Consider the following 23,384-nt stretch of genomic DNA (forward strand, 5'->3'; position numbering starts at 1 on the left):
AATGCAAAAAAACGTGCTAGGTTACCAGTTCTCAAACTCAGTTACGAAACCTCATGATGTCTCTTCAAGCCACTGCCCGAATGCTCGACGAAACCCTGCTCGATCAGTTGTTTCGTTACGAGGGCGCCTTTCTGCGCAGCACTTGCCGACTAAGCGCTAACGTCGAAGGTCGTGGGTTGATTGAGTTTCGTGATCCGCAAACCTGCACCGAATTGTTGGACCTTTACGCTCACTACTATCCCGCTGCGCCCAGGGCCGCGCTGGTGTCGCAATGGTCGATGGATTTTATCTGCGTGACGCTGGCGTTGCCGCTGGCCGCCGCTGCGCAACATATGCGCTGCACCGTGCATGATCCCCATGTGATGCTGGAAAACGGCATGCCCGTGGCTCAGGTGTTTGCTGCCGGCGAAATGCTGCCGTTGAACGACCCGTTGGCCTTTGCGCAACAACTGCTGACGGACGATATGGCGCCCCTGGTGCAGGCGCTGGCCAGCGCCGGGCGTGTGGCCCAGCGCTTGCTGTGGAACAACGTGGCGGCGGCCATCGATGTCGCGCTCGATTACTTCCAGATGCCGCACGCGCCGCAATGGCGCGACCACTTGTTCAGGGAGCGGCACTGGGCCGACGGCACGCGCAATCCGTTGTACGGCTTCCTGCAACTGGCCCCCGGCCCGAGCGGCGTGCCGTTGCTGATGCGCAAGGTGTGCTGCCTGCACCACCAACTGGGTGATGCGCGCCCGTACTGCGACACCTGTCCGCTGGTGCCGGGCGCTGACATCACACCACCTCATCAGGCATAAGCCGCGTGGGCTTCGACCTGGGTGAGACGGCCGTTCTCGACTTTCAGTACCCGGTCGGCCTGTTGGAAGTAAGCGTCGTCGTGGGTGATCACAATCACGGTTTTGCCCCGGGCTTTCAGCTCCGGTAACAGCTCCATGTAGAACACCCGCTTGAAGGTGGGGTCCTGATCGGCAGCCCATTCGTCGAACAGATAAAACGGCTTGTCGTCCAGATAGGCCGACACCAGCGCCAATCGCTTGCGTTGACCGGTGGACAGATCCACGGTGGAAAAACGGTCGTCGACAATGCTGACTTTGTGCCCCAATCCCAACGCTTTCACGTAGCGCGTCGCTTCGGCGGTGCGGTGTTCGGCGTCCGGTCCATCGTCGCCCAGCAGATGTTCGAACAGGTGAAAGTCGGCGAACACGGCGGCAAAGTGCTGACGGTATTGCTCGCGGTTGTCGTCGTCCACTTCCACGCCGTTGAGCACCACGCAGCCGGTTTCCGGGGCATAGAGCCCGAGCATCAGCATCGACAGCGTAGTCTTGCCACTGCCGTTGCCGCCGACCACAAACACCAGTTCGCCCCGTTCCAGCGTCAGGTCGAGCGGCCCGAGCATGAAGGGATGGTCCTCATGTTCGCCGGGATAGCGGTGGCACACGCCGTTGAGCAACAGGCGCATCGGCCCTTCACTGGCGAACACGTTAGCGCCCGGCGTGGCCACCTGGGCTTCGGTGCTCAGTTCGGCATCCAGTTGGCGAATGCGGTTCAGGGCGATACTGGCCTGACGCAGCGAGGGCAGGGCGATCATCAGGTCGGAAATCGGTCGTACCAGGTACAGCAAGGTCACGGTGAAACTGGTCAGCACGGTGATCGACTGCGGCAGCCAGAACGGCACGACAAACAGCAGCACGCCAAGGTTGAGGTAGAACAGCAGCGTGCCGAGGTTGGCCACCACCGAATACCCGGCCATGCCGCGCAGGAACCGCACGCGAAACTCGTCGGCGCCCGGACGGATGACCCGCTCGACGAAGGCTTCGCCACGGGCGTTGTTCAGCTGCAGTTCCTTGCTGCCTTCGATCAGGCTGCGAAAGTGTTGATAGAGCACATCCTTTTGTTGGCGCACCCGTTCCAGATGGCTCAACGGCCTGCGTTCGGCCAGGTGAAACGCCACGAGCCCGACCAGCAAAAACAACGCCAGAATCGCCAGCAACGACCACGACAGCCAGGCCAGATAGGCAAAGCACGCCAGGGTCACCACGGCGTTGACGAACAGCAGCGGCACCCACTCGAACGCAGCGGTAAAGGTATGCACGTCTTCGGTGAGGATCACCAGCAAACGGTGTTTGCCCATGCCTTGCAGGCGTTTGAGCGGGGTGGCGAGCAACTTGCGCGACAAGTCGATGCGCATCTGGAAAATCGCGCTCTGGGTCAGGTGCAGCAGCGACAGTTCCGAGCAGAGTTTGCTGACCAGCATGCCGATGCATAACCCGAAGAATCCGAGGGCCAGTTCCGGTAACTGCTGCGGATTGGCCAGCCCGCGGTTGATCAGGATCACCAGTCCGGCACTGGCCAGCCCGCCCAGTGCGCCGGTCATGATGGACAGTGTCAGCAGGCGCGCCGAGTGACGGTATAGATAGCGAATAAATTCCATAGAAACCAGAGCTGTATGAGGCAGTAGAAATCAGATTGGAATGTATTCGATCTGGTACTTGGATGCACAAGAAATACAAATGAGAGGGGTTATCAATACTGTTTGTTTCAGCGCAACTTTGGATTAGACTTCCGCCGGCTGTAGGAAAACAGCGTTCAGGGTAAGAAGAACAACACAAATATCTGTCGCAGGGGAGCGGGGCGTGAATTTCAAAAAGAATACAATTGCGTTGGCTGTGGGGTCGGTAGTGTGCCTGGGAAACAGCGCATGGGCGGCCGAACAGTCGAACACAATGGAGATCGCTCCGATCACGGTAACGGGTGAAAAAATCAACCGCACCCTGGAGCAAACCCAGTCCAGTGTTGTCGTGGTTACCGAACAGCAACTACGCGAGAAGGCCGACCATGACCTGGTCGATGTGTTCGCTCGCACACCGGGCGTGTACAACCAGGCGGGTAACGAAAACTGGGGTATCCGCGGCGTACCGGTATCCGGTTTCGACGACCAGGGCCCGGCGACCCTCAACGGTGCGGTCTCGGTGTTCGTCGACGGTGCCGTGCAGCCGAACCGCGCGCTGACCCTCAGCCCGATCCCGCTCTGGGACGCGGAGCAGGTCGAAGTGTTCTTGGGCCCGCAGTCCACCACACAAGGCCGTAACTCCCTGGCCGGTGCGGTAGTCATCCAGACCAGGAATCCAACTTTCCAGCCGAGCTTCTCGGCGCAAACCAATGTGGGGAACTATGGTGAGCGCGGAGCGGCGGTTGCCGGTGGCGGTTCGATCGTCGACGACAGGATTGCCGGGCGTATCGCCGTGGATTACCAGGAAGCTGACGGTTACATCGACAACATCGCACTCCATGACGACGCTAACCCGACTCGCACCAGCAATGCCCGTGGCAAGCTGCTGATCCTGCCCAACGACGATCTCGATGTGCTGCTGACTTACGCCCATAACGAACACCGTCAGGGCGACAACTCGGTCATGCGCGAAAACAACAAGATCCGTTACTACAAAGTGTCGTCCGATACCAAGGCGTTCGACAACCTCAAGCAAGACACCGTCAGCGCCAAGGTCGACTATCGCCTGAACGATGACTGGTCCCTGACCAGTCTTACCGCCAATACCCGTTCGGACTACAGCAACCGTCTGGACTTCGACCAGACCGCTGACGCCAACGAAGTCATTCTGCGCAAGCAGGACGGCGACCTGTTCAGTCAGGAGCTGCGGCTGAATTACAGCTCGGACACGGTGAAGAGCTTCGTCGGTGCCTACTATGGTCACAATACCAACAACTTCCACGACAGGTTGTTGTTCGATAACGAACTGGCCGCTACCGTCAAGGGCGATACGACGATTGAAAACAAGGCGCTGTTCGGTGAAATCAACTGGACGTTCGCCCCACGCTGGACGTTGATCACCGGTCTGCGCTACGACCACGAGACGAACGACACCGATTTCGAGCAGGATGACTTCTCCAGCCCGGAGCAAGTCAGCAAATCGTTTGACGCCGTACTGCCGAAACTCGGCATCGACCATGAGCTGGCCATGGGGCAGTACCTCGGTTTCATGGTGCAGAAAGGCTATCGCGGCGGTGGCGTCAACGTCCGTGCCGGTGGCGGTCATGAGTCGTATGACCCGGAATACACCACCAACTACGAGCTGTCCTACCGCGGTTCGTTCTTCGACAAGACCCTGCGTACCCGCGCCAACCTGTACTACACCGACTGGAAAGATCAGCAGGTCAGCGTGCTGGACCCGAACACCGAGTTCGTTCAGGTCTTCAACGCCGGTCGCAGTGACATCAAGGGCCTGGAAGTCTTCGTTGAAAAAGACCTCACCGAACAGCTGACGCTGACCGCCGGTGGTGCCATCACCGATGGCAAGTACAAGGACTTCGTCACGGGTGATGGCCGGGACATGAGCGGCGAGTCTTTCCTCTATGCGCCCAAGTACAAGATGTCGGTGGGCGGTACCTATCGCTTCGACGACCGTTTGACCTTCAACACGGATGTCACCTACCAGAGCACTTCCCCATCGGAATACGAGTTTGACGAGGACGGCCAGGTCATCGGCGAGCGCAAGAGCGACAACTACTGGCTGGTCAACTTCAACACCGAATACAGGATCACCAGGAACGTCGCCGTGTCCGGTTTCGTGAAAAACGCCTTCGACAAGGAATACGTCACCAACAACCGCAGCGGCGACATCATCGATGCCGGCGCCCCGCGTACGGTGGGTCTGGTTCTGCGTTACGACATGTAAAACTGATTCTCCACATCAACGACAAAACCCCGATCCATGGGGTTTTGTCGTTTCTGGGGCCTGAGACTTTGTCCCAGGGCCAGGAAGGCTCGGTTAGCCTGTTATGCGTTAAATCCACCCAGAGGTGTAACACCTGCACTTGCTCTGACTCTAGTGGTGCGTCAAGACTCGAACCGCTGCCCCTGACACGCACTGGATAAATGGGATTACCACTATGAGCATCAAAACCTTCGTCACCAGTACCGTTCTTGCCTTGGCCGCCGCCGGCATGTTTGCAGGCGTTGTCACGCAGGCTCAGGCCGATCGCCAAGTCTCTCAGGTAGGTTCTGCAACTGAACTGCTCGACAGGCAAGCTTGATACATTCCGCCTATGCTCCCGATTAGCTGAAACTTCCGACTTTTCAACTACCCTTTTCCTTATGCGTCCGGAATAGGGGGTTTGCCCATGCTCGCTCAATTACCAACGGTCTTGCAGAACCTTCAGATACCTTTACGCCTGCGGCTATGGGATGGCCATGAAATTGATCTGGGGCCAACGCCCAGTGTCACGATCGTGGTAAAAGACCCGCAACTTGTCGCAAAAATTACCCACCCCAGTCTCGACCTGCTCGGCACGGCCTTCGTTGAAGGCAAGCTGGAACTTGAGGGCGAGATCAGTGAAGTGATTCGGGTATGTGACGAGTTGAGCCAGGCATTGGTGGGTGAGGGCGAAGACATAGTTCCTGTAAGGACAGTCCACGACAAGGACACCGACGCTGCCGCCATTGCTTATCACTATGACCTCTCGAACGATTTCTATCAGCTCTGGCTGGACCAGGACATGGCTTATTCCTGCGCCTACTTCAAGACTGGTAATGAAACGTTGGAGCAGGCGCAGCACGCCAAATTCGAGCACCTGTGTCGCAAGCTGCGACTGACGGCCGGTGAATACCTGCTGGATGTAGGGTGTGGCTGGGGAGGGCTGGCACGCTATGCCGCACGGGAGTATGGCGTGAAAGTCTTCGGTATTACCCTGAGCTGTAAACAGTTGGAACTGGCGCGTGCAAGGGTCAAGGACGAAGGGCTGGAGAGCCAGATTGAGCTGCAGCTTCTGGATTATCGTGACTTGCCGCAAGACGCGCGCTTCGACAAGGTCGTCAGCGTCGGTATGTTTGAACATGTTGGGCATGCGAACCTGGAGACCTATTGTGGCCGCCTGTTCGCTGCCGTGCGCGAAGGTGGGTTGGTGATGAACCACGGGATCACCTCCAGGCATGTGGACGGCCGCCCGGTGGGCAGAGGCGCAGGCGAGTTCATTGAGCGGTACGTGTTCCCCCGTGGCGAGCTGCCTCACTTGTCGATGATTACTGCAGAAATCAGCGCAGTGGGTCTTGAAGTTGTCGATGTCGAAAGCCTGCGCCTGCACTACGCGCGCACCCTCGAGCATTGGAGCAACAGGCTGGAGAGTCGATTGGGTGAAGCGGCGCAGTTTGTGCCTGAACAGGCGCTGCGGATCTGGCGGTTATACCTGGCGGGCTGTGCGTACGGCTTCAGCAAAGGCTGGATTAACCTGCATCAGATCCTGGCGGTCAAGCCGAAAGCGGACGGGCGTCATGACCTGCCCTGGACCCGCGAAGATCTGTATCGCTGAAGTTGGAGCGTTTCGCGGGCGCTTCGCCCGCGAAGCTTTTCTATAGGATCGGCGAGATCAAACGTGCCACCCGCATCCCCAGTTTCTGTAAGCGGTGAGTATCCCGCGAGTCCTCGGCAGTGATCTCCCGTGCACGGGAAAAGTCTTCACTCAGCATCGCCTCAACCTCTTGGGTGAAGGCATTATCCACCGTCAGCAACATGATTTCGAAGTTCAGCCGGAACGAACGGTTGTCCATGTTGGCGCTGCCAATAGCCGAAATCTCATCATCGATCAGCACCACTTTCTGATGCAAAAAGCCTGGCAGATAACGGAACATCCGAACGCCCGCGCGAACAGCCTCGAAGGCGAACAGGCTGGACGCGGCATAAACGATCCGGTGATCGGGCCGCGACGGGATCAGGATGCGTACATCCACGCCACGTAACACTGCAAGCCGCAATGCGGCAAACACGGCTTCGTCCGGAATGAAATATGGGCTGGTGATCCAGACTCGACGGCTGGCGGCGTGAATGGCTTCGACGAAAAACAGCGAGCAGGTTTCTTGAGGGTCCGCGGGGCCGCTGGCAAGTACTTGGCAAAGCATCCCTTCATCGGCATATCGGTCGGGCAACACCAAGGGCGGCAATTGGCGTGACGCCCAGAACCAGTCCTCGGCAAACGACTCCTGCAAACAGGCGATCACCGGTCCGCTGATCTCCACATGGGTGTCGCGCCACGGCGAGAGCCGCGGATTGCCCCCCAGGTACTCATCCCCAACGTTATGCCCGCCGATGAAACCCGTGATGCCGTCGACCACCACGATTTTGCGATGATTGCGAAAATTGACCTGGAATCGATTCAGTCCTCCGCGACGAGTCGCAAAGGCGCGTACGTGAACGCCTGCTTCACTCAGCCTGTCGCCATAGTGATTGGGTAGGCCGTGGCTGCCCACCTTGTCGTACAACACATAGATTTCGACCCCTTCGGCTGCTTTTTCGAACAACAGCGCCTGCAGCGCACGGCCGATCTTGTCATCGTGAATAATGAAAAACTGGACCAGGATGATTTTGCGAGCCTGTTTGATCGCGGCAAATATAGCTTCGAACGTAGCAGCGCCATTGATCAGTAAGCGCACCTGATTGTTGGCCAGGCACGGCATGCGGCCGAGCTGCGGCATGGCCCGCAGTGATGCGTAGGAGTCAGATCTCTTCGCCGTCAGTGCTTCCTGCACCCAAGGGCGCCAGTTCAGGTCGGCGATGGCCACATGCATTTCCTGATTCGCTTCGCGCCGCGCCTTGATATAGGCGTCGAAACTGCTGCGGCCAAATACCAGGTAGGGGATGAGGGTCAGGAAAGGAATGAACACCAAGGACAGGGCCCACGCAATCGATCCTTGCGCCGTACGAACGGTCAGCACTGCATGGACTGCGGCAATGATTCCCAGCAGCTGAATGATGCCGATGAGGTAACCCAGAAAGTACGGGCTGTGAAAGTCCATAGGTGTTCCTGCTCCTGATTCCATTAGCACTAACAGACCACGTTCATTGGCGCTTGTCTCGTTTTCTTTGCGTGCAACAGAACATCAAATTTAGCGTCTAATCTACTCATCCAGCGTTGTGCTGGTGTACTTGGGAGTCATCGAATGAAATTTCGTCTACCGCTGCTGGTGTTAGTCCTGGCTGCACCCTTTGCACAGGCGCAGATGTTGCAACCTGGGTTGTGGGAGCTGACGACAAGCAACATGCAAGTTGACGGCAAGGCGCTACCGGACATGAACGTGATTCTGGGACAGATGCAAGTGCTGGCACCGGAGCAGCGCGCGATGATGGAGCAGGTACTGGCCAAGCAAGGCGTAACGTTGGCGGGGAAGGGTGTGCGCAGTTGCCTGACGCCTGAGCAGGTCAAGAGCGACAATATTCCCCTGCAAGATCCCCAGTCCGGGTGCACCCAGCAAATCACCGAGCGTACCGGCAACATCTGGAAATTCCGCTTCAGCTGTCCCAAAGCGCAAGGCAATGGCGAAGCGACGTTCTTGAGTGATCGAGAGTTTCTGACCAAGGTCAATGGCACCTTCAATGCCACTGGCGTGCAGCAGCAAGGCAGCATGCAAACCCGTGCAGTGTGGCTGGGTCAGGATTGCGGTACGGTTAAACCGCGCACCTGACCGGCGTTCAAAACTCGTTCTGCAACGCTTTATAACCGCGCACCAGATCCACGTTGGTGCGCGCTACATCTTCGGAAAATTCAGAGGCGCTGATACTCACCGGCGGAAATTGCGAGAGGTCCGTCGCCGGCCCGATCCGGGTGGTAGAGGGCACGTAGAAATTTTGCGGTAGATCACGACCATCCACCACCGAGTTATGCCGCACCACACTTCCATCGCCCACCACACAATTGAACAGCACGCTGTTGAAACCGATAAATACGTGATTACCGACTGTGCAGGGGCCATGCACAATCGAGCGGTGGGCAATTGAGGTGAACTCGCCAATGGTCACCGCTGCGCCCGATTTGGAATGGATCACCACCCCATCCTGAATGTTTGAATTGGCGCCGATCATGATGGGCTCCATATCCCCGCTGCTGTCCACTTCGTCTGCGCGGATGACCGCGTAAGGCCCCACGAAGACATTCGCGCCAATCACTACCTTCCCGCAGATGATCGCGGTCTTGTCCACATAGGCTGATTCCGCGATGACTGGAAGATCGCCTGAAGGGTTTTTGCGAATCATGGTTATGCCTCCTGAAGTTGTTGTTGGCGCCAGTTCCAGGAACTGCGTGCCACGGCATCGTGTGCGTGCAGGCTTTCAGCGTGCAGCACTTCAAGTTCAAAGCCGGCCGCCTCAGGGAGACCCAGTAACGCCAGGTGCAATCGTCGAGCGGCGTCTTCGCAGAACATCAGGTTCTGACCGTTGGCCAATGCAAAGGCTTGCTCGTCGGCACGTTTGACTGCGGTTTGCACCGGTGTTGCGAGTGCCGCTTCGGCACTGTCGATCAACATGGAAAAAGGAAACTCCTGAACCTGCTCCTTCAAGCTTATGCGTAGATTGGCGGTACTGCGCTGACTGTGCGGCGTCGCAATGATGCCTTGAGGTGATCCAAGCCATCCCAGCACCGATGACATTTCCAAGAGACGATCGGAAAAATCAGCTTCAAATTGCTGTTGAATGAGCTGCCTGGCTAAAGCGGCGGAACAGGGGCAGGTGGATGAGTAGGTCACTTCAACGTTTAGTTCCACGTGGAACATTCCGTTTTTCATTTGCGCATCTATAACAATGGGATAGCGCTTCCAGCCGGAAAGATCGCTGATCAAGGCAGGTCTTTTCTCCATCGCTTCGAAGCTGAGTTGCAGGTAAGCGCTGTTGGATAGGCCGCGATGGCTTTCCAGAAATCCCAGCAGCATTTCACGCAGTAACGCCGGTGTGAGCGGCCGCTGCTCCAGCACTTCAAGGCTCAGATATAAGCGTGACATGTGTATGCCTCGCGCTTCACCATCGTCCAGGCTTACGCCTACGTTAGCGCGAGCTGGGAGCGGCTGACCTTTGAATAAAATCGGTACGGCGATCTGCTGCATTCCAACCCACTCCAGGGCCAACGATTGTTGCGCAACTTGGGCTGCAATGTCGGGAAGGTTCATGGCGTTCATCGGCGGGGGTCATCTCCGGGCAAAAGGCAATTGGCTAAATTGTATTGCTATACTATAACATCACAATTATAGAGCGAAGCCGTGCCACGTGATGCCGCTCGCCAATCTGCGTCGATGAGGAAACAAACATGACCAACCGCCTGCCCGTTACTGTCCTTTCCGGTTTTTTAGGAGCTGGTAAAAGCACCTTGCTCAATCATGTGCTGCGCAATCGCGACAACCTTCGGGTGGCTGTGATCGTCAATGACATGAGTGAAATCAACATCGATGCCAGCGAAGTACAACGCAATGTCAGCCTCAACCGCGCGGAAGAAAAACTGGTCGAGATGAGCAACGGTTGCATCTGTTGCACGCTGCGAGAAGACCTTCTCGAAGAAGTCGGCCGGTTGGCCGAGGAAGGTCGTTTTGATTATCTGCTGATTGAATCCACAGGTATCTCCGAACCGTTGCCGGTGGCAGAGACCTTCACCTTTCGCGATGATCAGGGACGTTGCCTGGCCGACAAGGCCCGGCTCGACACCATGGTCACGGTGGTCGATGGCATGAACTTCCTGCGCGACTTTCAGGCGGCAGACGAGCTGGCCAGCCGTGGTGAAACCCTGGGTGAGGAAGACGAGCGTTCGATTACTGACTTGTTGATCGAGCAGGTCGAGTTCGCCGACGTCATCCTCGTCAGCAAAATCGATCTGATCAGCAGCTACGAACGCGAAGAGCTGGTTGCCATTCTGAAGCGGCTCAATGCTCAGGCTCAGATCATTCCCATGGTGATGGGCCACATACCGCTGGAGCGAATTCTCAATACCGGCCTGTTTGATTTTGAACGCGCCGCCCAGGCGCCGGGCTGGTTGCAGACCCTTCGCGGTGAGCACAGCCCGGAGACAGAAGAGTACGGCATCGCCTCAACCGCTTGGCAGGCGCGTCGGCCCTTCCATCCACAACGCTTCTTCGACTTTCTGAACGCACCATGGAGCAACGGCAAACTGCTGCGCTCCAAGGGCTTCTTCTGGCTGGCCAGCAAATACCAGGAGGCCGGCAGCTGGTCTCAGGCCGGTGGCATGATGCGCAGTGGCTTTGCCGGCCGGTGGTGGCGTTTTGTCCCCGAACAGCAGTGGCCGCAAGACGCTGAAAGCGTGGCGGCTATCAGGAAAAACTGGACGCCGACGTATGGCGATTGCCGTCAGGAATTAGTGTTCATCGGCCAGCATATCGATTTCAACCACCTGCAAAGTCAACTGCAAGCCTGCCTGTTGACCGATGAAGAGATGGCTCAAGGCCCCGAAAGTTGGGCGTTGTTGACCGACCCGTTTGGCACCTGGCACGACGAAGAGGCAGCCTGATGAAGCCTCGACAATTGTTCGGGGACACGGCCGAGGAGCACCGTTTGATGTTGAGACTCGACTGGCTGGAGTGATTCAGGGCGTTATCCACAGCCCCTTGCTGTTCTGTTCACAGAATGGCTTGAGGTAACGCGCATCGCTGGCAACGCCGTAATAGTGGATATCCTGGCGGTAGGGCATATTGTCCACATGAGCGTCGCTGCAAACGCCGAAGGACCCGAAAGGGCACTGATCAACAAACTCCACGCTGACTTGTTGCCCAGGTAACGTCGGTTGGCAAAAGCCATCATGGAAGAGCTTTTGCGGTATGGTGCGATTCTGCTGGCAGACTTTCATCTTCAGGCCCTCGCCCGAGCTGTGCACCACACAGGCCTCGGCGTGTACCTGAGTGCAGGCAAGCATCAGCAGGCAGCCTCCCAGTGTTCGCATTTTCACTCGCATAAGTCATCCAGCATGCTGAAAGATATCCCCACCCATGTCATCACCGGGCCCTTGGGGGCCGGTAAAACCACCGTCATACGCCAGCTCATGGCCCAGCGGCCGGCAGACGAGCGTTGGGCAGTGCTGATCAATGAGTTTGGTCAGATCGGTCTCGATGCGGCGTTGCTGACCACCGATCAAGAGGGTATCGCACTCGCCGAAGTGGCGGGCGGTTGTCTGTGTTGCGTCAACGGTGCGCCGTTTCAGGTGGGTCTGGGCCGGCTGTTGCGCAAGGCCCGGCCACACCGCCTGTTTATCGAACCGTCCGGGTTGGGGCATCCGCTGCAGTTGTTGGCGCAATTACGCCAGGCACCCTGGAAGGGCGTATTAGCTGTGCAGCCGGGCGTGATGGTCCTGGACGCCCAGGCATTGGCCTGTGGACAACTTATACCGGAGGCTCAGCAGCTGGCGTTGCCGGAGATGGGGTTGCTGGTGTTGAATAAATCGCAGGCAATCGAAGAAGAAAAGCGCTTGTGGATAAATAAGCTTCTGCCTGCTGATACAGATTTAATCTGGACGGAGCAGGGCAAATTAGCGTTTTCCACGCTGCCGGAATCCCCTGTGGATAAGTATTTCGTAGCGAGCAAGGTAGAGTTACCCACAGCGAAATCATCATCACCCATTATCTGGACCGATACGAAAAAACCTATCGTCCAGAGTTATCAACAGGGCGAGAACTGGAGTATTGGCTGGTGCTGGCACCCTAGCCAGTCTTTCGACCTGGCGAAAATCCAGGCCTGGATCGAGCGTCTGGAGTGGTGTCGGGCAAAAATGGTTATCCACAGCCCGCAAGGGTGGTATTCAGCCAATGCGCTGGATCGCCAGGCATTGAACTGGCAGCCCAGTGAATGGCGAAAAGACTCTCGCCTTGAGCTGATTTTCAGTTATCCACAGGACGCGGCAGTGCTTGAAACAGACTTTCTGGATTGCCGACAAGGCCCGGTTTAGAAACTCCGCCTTTCACCGCCGCCAGCGGTTGTGTTCCTGCCGCCACTGGTTCATCTCTATGACGTCGGCGCTCGATTGCGGTGGTTTGATTTCGAATGGGTAGGGTGCCAGTTCAATCTGGACCGTGTGAGCGCCGAACTGGGTGATCATGCCCGGGTGGCGTTGTTCACCCGTGACCGTGAACTCGAAAGTGTAAACCCGCGCAAACCGGCGCCGACCCTGGGCGTCGCGGGCAAAGGTGAAGCGCTTGAACGCCACGTTGCCGTCGAGCAGTTCGATGTCGAGCTTGGCGCAATGCTGTTTTACCCTTTCGAGTGCTTTTTCCCGCAACCCATGGTTGTGCCAGAGCCAGGCACCAGCGGTACCTAAAAGCATCAACACGAAAAGATTTCCGAGGGTAAGCATTACGATCACTCCGACTAAGTGTGTTCAGCTTAACTGTGTCTACGGTCTGTCGTACAGGTCACATTTGGCGCCATACTGCGTGCTTTGAATTTCCGTCCGTCGTCCAGGATCCCTGCATGAAACGTACACCGCACCTGTTAGCTATCCAGTCCCATGTGGTCTTCGGTCACGCCGGCAACAGCGCGGCGGTGTTTCCCATGCAGCGCATCGGGGTCGAAGTCTGGCCTCTCAATACCGTGCAGTTCTCCAACCACACTCAGTATGGCCAGTGGGCGGGAGAACCGCTGGCGCCGCAACAAATTCCTGCGTTGATCGAGGGGATCGCGACGATCGGTGAGTTGGGCAATTGCGATGCGGTGCTGTCCGGCTATATGGGCAGTGCAGCCCAAGGGCGAGCCATCCTGGCTGGTGTTGCGCGCATCAAGTCGGTGAACCCGAATGCGCTGTATTTGTGCGACCCGGTCATGGGCCACCCGGAGAAGGGCTGCATCGTCCCTCCCGAGGTCAGCGATTTTCTGCTTCATGAAGCGGTAGCCGCCGCTGACCTGCTGTGCCCCAACCAGCTGGAACTCAATACCTTCTTGCACCGTAGCGCCGAGTCGCTGCAGGACTGCGTGGCCATGGCCCGTGAGCTGCTCCAGCGGGGGCCGCGTGCGGTGCTGGTCAAGCACTTGATATACCCCGGTAAATCGTCCGAGCATTTCGAGATGCTGTTGGTGACAGCCGAGGGCAGCTGGCACTTGAGGCGCCCGCTGTTGGCCTTTCCGCGTCATCCGGTGGGGGTGGGGGACCTGACCTCAGGATTGTTCCTGGCGCGCCTGCTGTTGGGCGATGACCTGCTGACGGCGTTCGAGTTTACCGCCGCAGCCGTGCATGAGGTGCTGCTTGAAACCCAGGCCAGCGCCAGCTACGAATTGCAGCTGGTGCGGGCCCAGGACCGCATCGTTCATCCGCGCGTTCGCTTCCAGGCGACGCGGTTGCCGGCTTACAGCGCGTCGGCCTTGAGTTCCTGATAGCGTTTTTCCAATTCCTGACGAATCAACCGGCGCTGCTTGCCTTGCAGGAAGCGGCGCTTTTCTTCGCTGGTGGTCGGTTGCAGCGCAGGAACGCTGACCGGCTTGCGATCATCATCCACGGCGACCATGGTGAAGAAGCAGCTGTTGCTGTGACGGACCGAGCGCTCGCGGATGTTTTCCGTCACCACCTTGATGCCCACCTCCATCGAGGTGTTACCGGTGTAGTTGACGGACGCCAGAAAGGTCACCAGCTCGCCGACATGCACCGGTTCACGGAAAATTACCTGATCCACCGAGAGAGTCACCACGTAACTGCCTGCATAGCGGGCGGCACAGGCGTAGGCCACTTCGTCGAGATATTTGAGCAAGGTCCCGCCATGAACATTGCCAGAAAAGTTGGCCATGTCCGGGGTCATCAGGACGGTCATCGACAGCTGGGCGTTTCCGGGTTCCATAGTGTGCTCACGGTTAGGTTGCGGTGATAACGGGGCGGCAGATCTATGCATGCATCTATCCCCTTAAACGATTCCCATCTTATTCGGGACGCTGGCAGTGCCGTTGCCGTCACGCGGATCGTGCCATTTCCTACGGCTGACCGGCCCATCTGTTTCTACATATTGCATCGGCGTTTTGCCGCAAACGCCGGTGTTAACCTGCAATGAGCTTCTTCCCGGAAGCTTCCTACATTAGAAACACTAAATTTCTGCAACTCAATCAGTGAATTCTGAGCGTTGTTGCGGGCGGTTCGTTTGTCTGGAAAAGGAGTGTCACGCCGTGCATGCCATCAGCTTTATTCAGGATTTGGCCGTAATCATGCTGATAGCCGGTGTCGTGACAATTCTGTTTCATCGCCTCAAGCAGCCAGTCGTGCTCGGCTACATCGTCGCTGGTTTTATTATCGGCCCGCACACGCCGCCCTTCGGCCTGATCCATGATGAAGAAACCATCAAGATCCTGGCGGAACTGGGGGTGATCTTTCTGATGTTCTGCCTGGGCCTTGAGTTCAGCCTGCGCAAACTGTTCAAGGTGGGCGCCACGGCCTTTATCGCAGCCTTTCTGGAAATCATCCTGATGATCTGGATTGGCTATGAAATCGGTCGCTGGTTCGACTGGAGCACCATGGACTCGCTGTTCCTCGGCGCCATCCTGGCCATTTCCTCTACCACCATCATCGTCAAGGCCCTCAACGACCTGAAGATGAAAAACCAGCGCTTTGCCCAGCTCATCTTCGGTGTGCTGATCGTCGAGGACATTCTTGGCATCGGCATCATAGCCTTGCTCTCGGGCATTGCCGTGAGTGGCACGGTAAGCTCCGGTGAAGTGTTTTCCACGGTCGGGAAGCTGTCGCTGTTCATGGTTGTGGCGCTGGTGATCGGCATTCTGCTGGTGCCACGTTTGCTGGCCTATGTGGCCAGGTTCGAAAGCAATGAGATGCTGTTGGTGACGGTACTGGGCCTGTGCTTTGGCTTCTGCTTGCTGGTGGTGAAGCTGGAGTACAGCATGGTGCTGGGTGCGTTCCTGATCGGCGCGATCATGGCAGAGTCGCGTCAATTGCTGAAGATCGAGCGCTTGATCGAGCCAATTCGCGACATGTTCAGTGCCATTTTCTTTGTTGCCATCGGCCTGATGATTGACCCCTCAATCCTGGTGGCCTATGCCTGGCCGATTGTGGTGATCACCATCGCCGTGGTCCTGGGCAAGATGCTCTCCTGCGGGATGGGCGCCTTTATTGCCGGTAACGATGGGCGTACCTCGTTGCGGGTGGGGATGGGGCTGTCCCAGATCGGCGAGTTTTCCTTCATCATCGCGGCACTGGGCATGACGTTGCAGGTCACCAGCGACTTTCTCTACCCCGTGGCCGTCGCGGTGTCGGCGATCACCACCTTGCTGACGCCTTACCTGATTCGTGGCGCGGACCCGCTATCCGGCAAGCTCGCGGCGGTGGTGCCGACGCGCGTGGCGCGGGTTTTCGGGCTGTATGGCGAGTGGCTGCGCAATATCCAGCCGCAGGGCGAGGGGGCGATGTTGGCCTCGATGATCCGGCGCATCCTGCTGCAGGTTGGCGTCAACCTGGCGCTGGTGGTGGGGATTTTTTTCAGTGGCGGCTACTTTGCCGAGCCGATTGGCGAGTATTTGAATGCCTGGCTCAATGATGTGAGCTGGCAGAAAGCACTGATCTGGGGAGCTGCCTTGTTGCTCTCGCTGCCATTCCTGATCGCTGCGTACCGCAAGCTCAAGGCCCTGTCGATGCTGCTGGCAGAGATGGGCGTGAAACCGGAAATGGCCGGTCGTCACACACAGCGCGTGCGCCGGGTGATCGCCGAAGTGATCCCGTTGTTATCGCTGGTGGTGATCTTTGTGCTACTGACGGCCCTGTCGGCCAGCATTCTGCCGACCAACGAGCTGTTGCTGCTGGTGATCCTGGTGGCCGCCGCGACTGCCGCGGTACTGTGGCGCTGGCTCATTCGGGTTCACACCCGCATGCAAGTGGCCTTGCTGGAAACCCTCGACAACCACCAGGACTCAAGCGGACATTGAAGCAGGGTCAGCTTTCCAGCCAGACATCCCGAGCCCAGTGCCAGACTGACTCCCAGCTCTCTTCGGTGACGATTTCTTCTTCGCCGGACCACAGCACCACGGTGCCGTCTTCCTCGACGCAATAGAAATCGTCGCCATCCTGGCAGATCGGGATCAGGTCGCGTGGCACGCCGGCATCCCAGGCGTTGGCGGCTACATCTGGCAGGTAGGTGTGCGACTGCGGATCGGTGACGGTGACCGGCTCCAGGCTGCCGTAGACCACGTCACTGACGGTCAGCAGGAATTCCTTGAACACGAAAGGAATGTTGATGAACAACTCTTCTTCGATTTCGACCAGCTGGTCTTCGTCTGGCAACTCCAGGGGGACCGGAACCGGTTCGTTGGCTTCACGGAGTTGTTCGATGACTTCTTCCACGGCAGTTTCCTCTGACCTGTTAACGCGGTGCGGTTTATACCTTAGCTGGATATTAGTGCAATGTTAAAAATGCAAAACCCCGGCCTGAGCCGGGGTTTTTTTGTGCAATGCCGAGGATCAGCCGTTTTGGCGGATACCTGCGACCAGCCAAGGCTGGTTTTCGCCCTGGGCGCGTTCCATGTTCCAGCTTTCGCTGAACACTTCGCCCTGGTCGAAGCGAGAGGATTTCGACACACCGGTGAAGGTCAGGGTGGCGATGGTCTTGTCGGCGCGATCGTCGACACCTTCGAGTTGCACGTTCAGATCGTCGATGTAGGTCGACTGGAAGCCGTCGCCCAGGTCGGCACGTTCCTGTTTCAGGAACTGCAGCATTTGCGGGGTGACGAACTCGGTAATCTTGTCCATTTCGTTGGCGTCCCAGTGCTGCTGCAGCGACTGGAAGTGGTTACGTGCGGCGGCCAGGAAGCTTTGCTCGTTGAACCAGGCCGGCGCGTTGATGACCGGACGTGCAGCCGGTGCAGCAGAAGCGCCACCGAATACGGACGGCTGAGCCGGTTGTTGTGGTTCGAATGCTTCGCGCTGGAATGGAGCGTGGCCAGCAGCGGCCATTTGTGGCTGCTGTTGTTTGCGACGGCGCGCGGCGATGAAGCGGAAGATCAGGAAGGCAATGACCGCCATGATCAGGATGTCGAAGATTTGCATTCCGTCGAAGCCGTCGCCCATGAACATGGAAGCCAACAGGCCACCGGCGGCGATACCGGCCAGAGGGCCGAGCCAGCGCGAAGCACCGCTAGCTGCCGCTGGAGGACGGGCGGCAGCGTTAGGCGCTGCCGCGGGTGCGGTTGGCGCAGCCTGGCGAGTTTGATGGGTCGGCGCTGAGCCCATGCTCTTGCCGCCACCAAAACGCTTGGCGGCGTTGGCGTCGATGCTCAGCGTCAAGCCGATGCACAACGCCAGGGCGATGCTTAGAAATCGTTGCATAGTAGGGAGTTCTCGTTTGTGGATTGCACGCGCGTCATGTTGCACAGCTCCAGAGAGCATGACCAGCGCCATAGTGTTTCGAGCTTTTGCTTGATGGAGCACAGTCCACTGGAGCTGACTGTCGTGTTTGTCTGTGAACACTGTAAGCCTATTCGCCAACGGTCGAGTGAAACCCCGACCGTAGGAGCAACTTCAGACCTCAACGCCTCCAGGCCAGCAGCACCACCCCCGCCGTAATCAGGCTGATGCCGGCCCATTGGCGCAGGTCGAGCTTTTCACCCAACAGGGTGACGCCCAGCACCGCGACCAATACCACACTGAGTTTGTCCACAGGCGCCACCAGCGAGGCCTGGCCCAGTTGCAGTGCGCGAAAGTAACAGATCCATGAAGCGCCCGTAGCCAAACCGGACAGGATGAGGAACAGATAACTGCGCGGCGATATGGAGCTTAACGACTGGTATTGGCCGGTGACATAGAGGATCAAGCCCAGGCTCACCAGTACTACACAGGTGCGCAGCAAGGTGGCAAAGTCGGAATTGATGCCGGTGATCCCGATCTTGCCGAAGATCGCTGTCAAGGCGGCAAACGCCGCCGAGAGCAGGGCCCAGAATGTCCACGAGGAAAAGAACCCGGAACCCATGCAGCCCCCTCAGATGTCGGCGTTGATCAGATGGCTTCCAGTTTCGCGTAACCGAGCATCAGCCATTTGCTGCCCTCGGAGAAATTGACCTGAACCCGCGCCTGGGCCCCGGAACCCTCGAAGTTGAGGATCACGCCTTCGCCAAACACTGAATGTTGTACCCGGTCACCGAGGTTGAACGCGGTTTGCGGAATGTTCGCATTGGCGAAAATGCTGCTCGAATTCTGCTTCTGGCCCGAACCATACGGGCGGCTGACACTGTTGGACAGGCGCACTTCCTGGATCAGGCCGGCCGGAATCTCGCGTACGAAGCGCGACACCTTGTTGTAGGTTTCACTGCCGTACAGGCGCCGGGTCTCGGCATAGGTCATGACCAACTGTTGCATGGCCCGGGTAATGCCTACGTAGGCCAGGCGGCGTTCTTCTTCAAGGCGGCCAGGCTCTTCCAGACTCATCTTGTGTGGGAACAGGCCTTCTTCCATGCCCACCAGGAACACATGAGGGAATTCCAGGCCCTTGGCGCTGTGCAGCGTCATGAGTTGGATGCTGTCCTCGTGCTCGTCAGCCTGGGTGTCGCCGGCTTCCAGAGAGGCATGGCCCAGGAAGGCCGCCAGCGGCGACAGCTCGGCGTCTTCTTCGGCGTTCTCGAAGTTGCGCGCAGCGCTCACCAGTTCCTCAAGGTTTTCTACCCGTGCCTGGCCTTTTTCGCCTTTCTCTTCCTGGTGATAAGTGATCAGGCCGGACTGCTCGATGACCGTTTGGGTCATCAAGTGCAGTGGCATCTCCAGCACCTTGGCCGCCAGGTTCTCGATCAGCTCGATAAAGGCGCCCAGGGCATTGCCGGCGCGTCCGGTCAGGCCTTTGTTGGCGATCAGCAAGCGCATGGATTCCCACATCGAGACTTCGGCGTGGCGCGCATGCTCGCGGATGGCTTCAACGGTTTTCTCGCCAATGCCGCGGGGCGGCACGTTGATCACCCTCTCCAGCGCCGCATCGTTGCCGCGCCCTTCAAGCAAGCGCAGGTACGCCATGGCGTTCTTGATCTCGGCCCGTTCGAAGAAGCGTTGGCCGCCATAAATGCGATACGGAATGCGTTCGCGCAGCAAGGCTTCTTCAAGCACCCGGGACTGGGCGTTGGAGCGGTAGAGAATGGCGATGTCGCTGCGGGCCAGGCCGGTTTTCAGCGCGCTTTCGATGGTTTCGACCACATAGCGGGCTTCATCGTGTTCGTTGAAGGCGGCGTACAGGTTCAGAGGCTCGCCGTCGCCCCCTTCGGTCCACAGCTCCTTGCCCAGGCGCCCGCTGTTATTGACGATCAGGGCGTTGGCGGCCTTGAGGATGCCGGCCGTGGAGCGGTAGTTCTGCTCCAGGCGGATCAACTCGGCGTCCGGGAAGTCGGCGGTGTATTGATGAATGTTCTCGATCTTGGCGCCACGCCAGCCGTAGATCGACTGGTCATCGTCGCCCACTACCATCAGGCTTTCGCCGCCCTTGGACAGCAGGCGCAGCCAGGCGTATTGCACGGCGTTGGTGTCCTGGAACTCGTCGACCAGCACATGGCGGAAGCGCCGCTGGTAGTGTTCGAGCAATCCGGGATGATCGCGCCACAGGTCCAGCGCGCGAAGCAGCAATTCCGAGAAGTCGATGACCCCGGCGCGCTGGCAGGCTGCCTCGTAGGCTTCGTAGATCGAGCGCATGGTGGCCAGGAACAGGTCACCGCTGGGCTGGATATGTTGCGGGCGCAGGCCTTCGTCTTTCTGGCCGTTGATAAACCACTGGGCCTGGCGTGCAGGCCAGCGCTGCTCATCGAGCCCCAGTTCGCGGATCACCCGCTTGACCAGCCGTTGCTGGTCATCGCTGTCGAGGATCTGGAAGTTCTGGTTCAGCCCGGCTTCCTGCCAGTGCGCACGCAGCAAGCGGTGCGCCAGGCCGTGGAAGGTGCCGACCCACATGCCGGCCGGGTTGAGGCCCATCAGTTGCTCGATCCGCTGGCGCATTTCTGCCGCCGCCTTATTGGTGAATGTCACCGACAGGACCGAATGGGGGGAGGCCTGTTCGACCTGGATCAACCAGGCAATGCGGTGCACCAGGACTCGGGTCTTGCCCGAGCCGGCACCGGCAAGCACCAGTTGACGGCCGACAGGCGCTGCAACGGCTTGCCGTTGAGCGTCGTTAAGGGAGTTCAGCAGAAGGGAGAGGTCATCGCGCATCCGGGCATTTTAGGGTGCCGCGGGCGCCAGGGGCAAACTCAATTGATGACGAGGGGCAGTTTGGTCGACGAGGTGGCTTGTGTATGCTCCATGAACTTTTTGGGCTCACATCAATAAGAACACCTGCCTATGAACCCTCGCTTTGCCTGCGCGAGCCTTGTTGCGCCCACGCACCGTGATATCCGTGAGAAGTTCGCGACCCAGCTGGCCGTGGAGCGTACCCGTCTGTTGTATCAAGGCTCCCTGCTGCCCACCTTGTTCATGCTGCTCAATGGCGTGCTCTGCGCCTGGCTGCTGTGGAGCCCCCACCGGTATCTGCAGGTCAGCATCTGGCTGGCGTGGCTGCTGGCACTGGTGACATTGCGAGTGATTCAGGTAGCGGCCTTCGACGCAGCGATGCCCGGTCGCCAGGCCCAGCCAACCTGGGGGCGGATGTTTCTGGTGGGGTCGAGTGCCAGCGGACTGACCCTGGCCTGCGCCGCGATCACCCTGGCGCCGGTGGATGATTTCGTCCAGCAGGCCTGGGTGTTCGGTCTGTTGGGCGCCGCGACCCTCAGTGCCAGTGTGGCCTATGCCGTCAGCCTTCCGGCCTTTCTGAGCTTTGCCCTGCCTTGCCTGCTACCGCCCATCGCTTATTTGTTCTGGGGTGGCGACCCTTTGCAGAGGGCCTGGGGCTGGCTGGGCCTGATCGGCTTTGCGGCATTGCTGGTGGTGGCCCTGCAGGTCAATCGCCTGATCGAAAAGGGCCTGCTGCGGCGCTTTCGCAATCAGGAATTGATTGACCACTTGCAGTTGGCGCAAAGCCAGAGTGAGCGACTGAACAGGGACCTTGAGTGCGAAATCGACCGACGCCGGGGCGTAGAGCAGGAACTGCGCGCCGTACAGGCCGGGCTCGAGCAACGCGTGGTCGAGCGCAGCGAAGCGCTGCACCTGCGAGACCGTGCCTTGAGCCGCAGTGAAGAACGCATGCGCTACCTGACGCATCACGACGAGTTGACGGGGCTGGCCAACCGCACTCTGTTCAAGGAGCGCTTGCACGACGCCAGCGAGCAGGCCCGCAACAGCGGGCGCCACCTGGCGCTACTGCACATCGACCTGGACCGCTTCAAGCTGCTCAATGAAAGCCTGGGCCATGAAGTGGCCGATCAGTTGCTCAAGCAGATGGCGGTGCGCATCAGCACGACCTTGCCCCAGGCCCATACCGTCGCGCGTCTTTCCGGCGACGAGTTTGCGGTGCTGGTCGATCTCTACAGCAGCGTTGCCGGTCTGACCCAGACTACTCGCCAGTTGCTGGCACAACTGCGTGCGCCACTGTCGGTGGCCGGTCATGAGTTGGTGATCAGTGCCTCGGTCGGCATCAGCCTGCTGCCGGACAATGCCCGCCAGGCCGAAGCCTTGATCACCCAGGCCAACATGGCCATGCAACATGCCAAACACTTGGGTGGCAACAACCTGCAGTTTTACACCGAGCGCCTGCAGGCCAGTACCCTGGAGCGGTTGCAGCTGGAGAATCAGTTGCGCAAGGCCATCGATGAACACCATCTTGAGGTGTTTTACCAACCCAAATTGAGCCTGCACACCGGTCGGCTACAGGCCGTCGAGGCGCTGGTGCGCTGGCGCCATCCGCAACGGGGCATGGTCCCGCCGGGGGACTTTATCCCGCTGGCCGAAGAAACCGGGTTGATCGGACCGATCGGTGAGTTCGTCCTGCGTCAGGCCTGTCGGCAGGCAGCCGAATGGCAGCGCCAGGGTCTTGAGCCTATCCGAATGTCGGTCAATCTTTCGGTGCATCAATTACGTCAGGGCACGCTGATCGAGCTGGTGCGCGAGGTGCTGGATGACAGCAGGCTGGCGCCTCAGCGACTGGAGCTTGAATTAACGGAAAGCCAGCTGCTCGATAGCGTCGAGCACACCATTGCGACCTTCGCCCAGCTACGAGAACTGGGGGTGAAGCTTGCCATCGATGATTTCGGCACCGGGTATTCGTCGCTCAGCTACCTGAAGCGCTTTTCGGTCGACTGCGTGAAAATCGACCAGAGCTTTATCCGCGGTCTGAACGAAGGCAGTGAAGACGCGGCGATTACCCGCGCGATTATTGCCATGGCCCATAGCCTGGAGCTTCAGGTGGTTGCCGAGGGCGTTGAAACCCACGAGCAACTGGCGTTTCTCAGGGCGCTGGGGTGCGATGAAGTGCAGGGGTTTCTGATCAGCAGGCCGGTACCGGCACAGGCCTTGGCACGGCTGTTGGCGGTGGGGGTTGATGTCTAAGGGCGGGGGCGGAACCCTAAGCGGGAATGTAGGAGCCGGGCTTGCCCCAATGCCAGTCAGTTAAGGAATAGAACGACGCAACCCTTGTAGGAGCGGACCTGGCCGCGATGGGCTGCGCAGCAGCCCCCGAGGCCGGTGATATCTACGACAAGCCCTGGGAGTGCGGGCGGTTTCGGAATCGCCGGGGCCGC

21 protein-coding genes are annotated in these 23,384 nt (G+C 58.6%); 10 read left to right on the plus strand and 11 right to left on the minus strand.

What is annotated here, in order from left to right:
• The first annotated feature begins 53 nt into the window (after positions 1 to 53).
• Positions 54 to 800, plus strand: a complete 747-nt coding sequence (gene fhuF / locus GUY40_RS19300) for a siderophore-iron reductase FhuF (RefSeq protein ID WP_256675792.1) — start codon at positions 54 to 56, stop codon at positions 798 to 800.
• Here fhuF and GUY40_RS19305 read toward each other — a convergent pair.
• A complete protein-coding gene (locus GUY40_RS19305) occupies positions 791 to 2,434 on the minus strand; it encodes a cyclic peptide export ABC transporter (RefSeq protein ID WP_166570501.1) in 1,644 nt (547 codons plus the stop codon). The two genes, fhuF and GUY40_RS19305, sit on opposite strands and share 10 nt — an antisense overlap.
• Positions 2,435 to 2,636: 202 nt before the next feature.
• Here GUY40_RS19305 and GUY40_RS19310 point away from each other — a divergent pair, with 202 nt between their 5' ends.
• The 3 genes from GUY40_RS19310 (at position 2,637) to cfaB (ending at position 6,327) form a co-directional block, all read left to right on the plus strand.
• Entirely contained in the window at positions 2,637 to 4,697 is a 2,061-nt protein-coding gene (locus tag GUY40_RS19310; protein WP_166570502.1) for a TonB-dependent receptor, read from the plus strand.
• A gap of 214 nt (positions 4,698 to 4,911) precedes the next feature.
• Positions 4,912 to 5,055: a hypothetical protein gene (locus GUY40_RS19315; protein WP_166570503.1), complete on the plus strand. Its 144-nt coding sequence runs from the start codon at positions 4,912 to 4,914 to the stop codon at positions 5,053 to 5,055.
• Positions 5,056 to 5,142: 87 nt separating this feature from the next.
• Positions 5,143 to 6,327, plus strand: a complete 1,185-nt coding sequence (gene cfaB / locus GUY40_RS19320; RefSeq protein WP_166570504.1) for a C17 cyclopropane fatty acid synthase CfaB — start codon at positions 5,143 to 5,145, stop codon at positions 6,325 to 6,327.
• A gap of 40 nt (positions 6,328 to 6,367) precedes the next feature.
• Here cfaB and cls read toward each other — a convergent pair whose 3' ends face one another.
• Complete coding sequence (gene cls / locus GUY40_RS19325; protein ID WP_166570505.1) at positions 6,368 to 7,807, minus strand: cardiolipin synthase; 1,440 nt, start codon at positions 7,805 to 7,807, stop codon at positions 6,368 to 6,370.
• 144 nt (positions 7,808 to 7,951) lie between these two features.
• Between cls and GUY40_RS19330 the strand changes: the two genes are divergently transcribed.
• Positions 7,952 to 8,473, plus strand: a complete 522-nt coding sequence (locus GUY40_RS19330; protein ID WP_166570506.1) for a DUF3617 domain-containing protein — start codon at positions 7,952 to 7,954, stop codon at positions 8,471 to 8,473.
• Positions 8,474 to 8,480: 7 nt separating this feature from the next.
• Here GUY40_RS19330 and GUY40_RS19335 read toward each other — a convergent pair whose 3' ends face one another.
• Together GUY40_RS19335 and folE2 are read right to left on the minus strand one after the other, a co-directional pair.
• Positions 8,481 to 9,041 (minus strand): carbonate dehydratase, encoded by a 561-nt coding sequence (locus GUY40_RS19335; RefSeq protein ID WP_166570507.1) that lies wholly within the window; start codon positions 9,039 to 9,041, stop codon positions 8,481 to 8,483.
• A gap of 2 nt (positions 9,042 to 9,043) precedes the next feature.
• Positions 9,044 to 9,955: a GTP cyclohydrolase FolE2 gene (gene folE2, locus GUY40_RS19340; RefSeq protein WP_166570508.1), complete on the minus strand. Its 912-nt coding sequence runs from the start codon at positions 9,953 to 9,955 to the stop codon at positions 9,044 to 9,046.
• A gap of 128 nt (positions 9,956 to 10,083) precedes the next feature.
• Here folE2 and zigA point away from each other — a divergent pair, with 128 nt between their 5' ends.
• Positions 10,084 to 11,292 (plus strand): zinc metallochaperone GTPase ZigA, encoded by a 1,209-nt coding sequence (gene zigA / locus GUY40_RS19345; protein WP_166570509.1) that lies wholly within the window; start codon positions 10,084 to 10,086, stop codon positions 11,290 to 11,292.
• 75 nt (positions 11,293 to 11,367) lie between these two features.
• Here zigA and GUY40_RS19350 read toward each other — a convergent pair whose 3' ends face one another.
• Complete coding sequence (locus GUY40_RS19350) at positions 11,368 to 11,721, minus strand: NADH:ubiquinone oxidoreductase (protein ID WP_166570510.1); 354 nt, start codon at positions 11,719 to 11,721, stop codon at positions 11,368 to 11,370.
• A 24-nt stretch (positions 11,722 to 11,745) separates the two neighbouring features.
• On the opposite strand from GUY40_RS19350, the gene GUY40_RS19355 reads away from it, so the two are divergent.
• The gene (locus GUY40_RS19355) at positions 11,746 to 12,720 is read left to right on the plus strand and encodes a GTP-binding protein (protein WP_166570511.1); all 975 of its coding nucleotides are present in this window, start codon (positions 11,746 to 11,748) and stop codon (positions 12,718 to 12,720) included.
• Between the two features lie 12 nt (positions 12,721 to 12,732).
• Here the strand turns inward: GUY40_RS19355 and GUY40_RS19360 are convergent, their stop codons facing one another.
• Positions 12,733 to 13,125, minus strand: a complete 393-nt coding sequence (locus GUY40_RS19360) for a DUF3301 domain-containing protein (protein WP_166570512.1) — start codon at positions 13,123 to 13,125, stop codon at positions 12,733 to 12,735.
• Positions 13,126 to 13,241: 116 nt separating this feature from the next.
• Here GUY40_RS19360 and pdxY point away from each other — a divergent pair, with 116 nt between their 5' ends.
• Complete coding sequence (gene pdxY, locus GUY40_RS19365; protein ID WP_166570513.1) at positions 13,242 to 14,138, plus strand: pyridoxal kinase PdxY; 897 nt, start codon at positions 13,242 to 13,244, stop codon at positions 14,136 to 14,138.
• Here pdxY and GUY40_RS19370 read toward each other — a convergent pair.
• On the minus strand, positions 14,111 to 14,596 hold the full coding sequence (locus GUY40_RS19370; protein ID WP_166570514.1) for an acyl-CoA thioesterase: 486 nt from the start codon (positions 14,594 to 14,596) through the stop codon (positions 14,111 to 14,113). The genes pdxY and GUY40_RS19370 overlap by 28 nt on opposite strands.
• Before the next feature lie 319 nt (positions 14,597 to 14,915).
• Here GUY40_RS19370 and GUY40_RS19375 point away from each other — a divergent pair, with 319 nt between their 5' ends.
• The gene (locus GUY40_RS19375; protein WP_166570515.1) at positions 14,916 to 16,679 is read left to right on the plus strand and encodes a cation:proton antiporter; all 1,764 of its coding nucleotides are present in this window, start codon (positions 14,916 to 14,918) and stop codon (positions 16,677 to 16,679) included.
• Positions 16,680 to 16,686: 7 nt separating this feature from the next.
• On the opposite strand, the gene GUY40_RS19380 is transcribed toward GUY40_RS19375, so the two are convergent.
• The 4 genes from GUY40_RS19380 to uvrD all read right to left on the minus strand — a co-directional run bounded on the left by GUY40_RS19380 (position 16,687) and on the right by uvrD (position 20,925).
• Positions 16,687 to 17,094: an SMI1/KNR4 family protein gene (locus tag GUY40_RS19380; RefSeq protein WP_093377876.1), complete on the minus strand. Its 408-nt coding sequence runs from the start codon at positions 17,092 to 17,094 to the stop codon at positions 16,687 to 16,689.
• A 117-nt stretch (positions 17,095 to 17,211) separates the two neighbouring features.
• Positions 17,212 to 18,075 (minus strand): Tim44 domain-containing protein, encoded by an 864-nt coding sequence (locus tag GUY40_RS19385; protein ID WP_166570516.1) that lies wholly within the window; start codon positions 18,073 to 18,075, stop codon positions 17,212 to 17,214.
• Between the two features lie 199 nt (positions 18,076 to 18,274).
• A complete protein-coding gene (locus GUY40_RS19390) occupies positions 18,275 to 18,715 on the minus strand; it encodes an EamA family transporter (protein ID WP_166570517.1) in 441 nt (146 codons plus the stop codon).
• A gap of 26 nt (positions 18,716 to 18,741) precedes the next feature.
• Positions 18,742 to 20,925: a DNA helicase II gene (uvrD, locus tag GUY40_RS19395; RefSeq protein WP_166570518.1), complete on the minus strand. Its 2,184-nt coding sequence runs from the start codon at positions 20,923 to 20,925 to the stop codon at positions 18,742 to 18,744.
• Between the two features lie 129 nt (positions 20,926 to 21,054).
• Between uvrD and GUY40_RS19400 the strand changes: the two genes are divergently transcribed.
• The gene (locus GUY40_RS19400; protein ID WP_166570519.1) at positions 21,055 to 23,193 is read left to right on the plus strand and encodes a bifunctional diguanylate cyclase/phosphodiesterase; all 2,139 of its coding nucleotides are present in this window, start codon (positions 21,055 to 21,057) and stop codon (positions 23,191 to 23,193) included.
• The last annotated feature ends 191 nt before the right edge of the window (positions 23,194 to 23,384 follow it).

Source organism: Pseudomonas sp. R5(2019), assembly GCF_009905435.1.
GTDB lineage: Bacteria > Pseudomonadota > Gammaproteobacteria > Pseudomonadales > Pseudomonadaceae > Aquipseudomonas.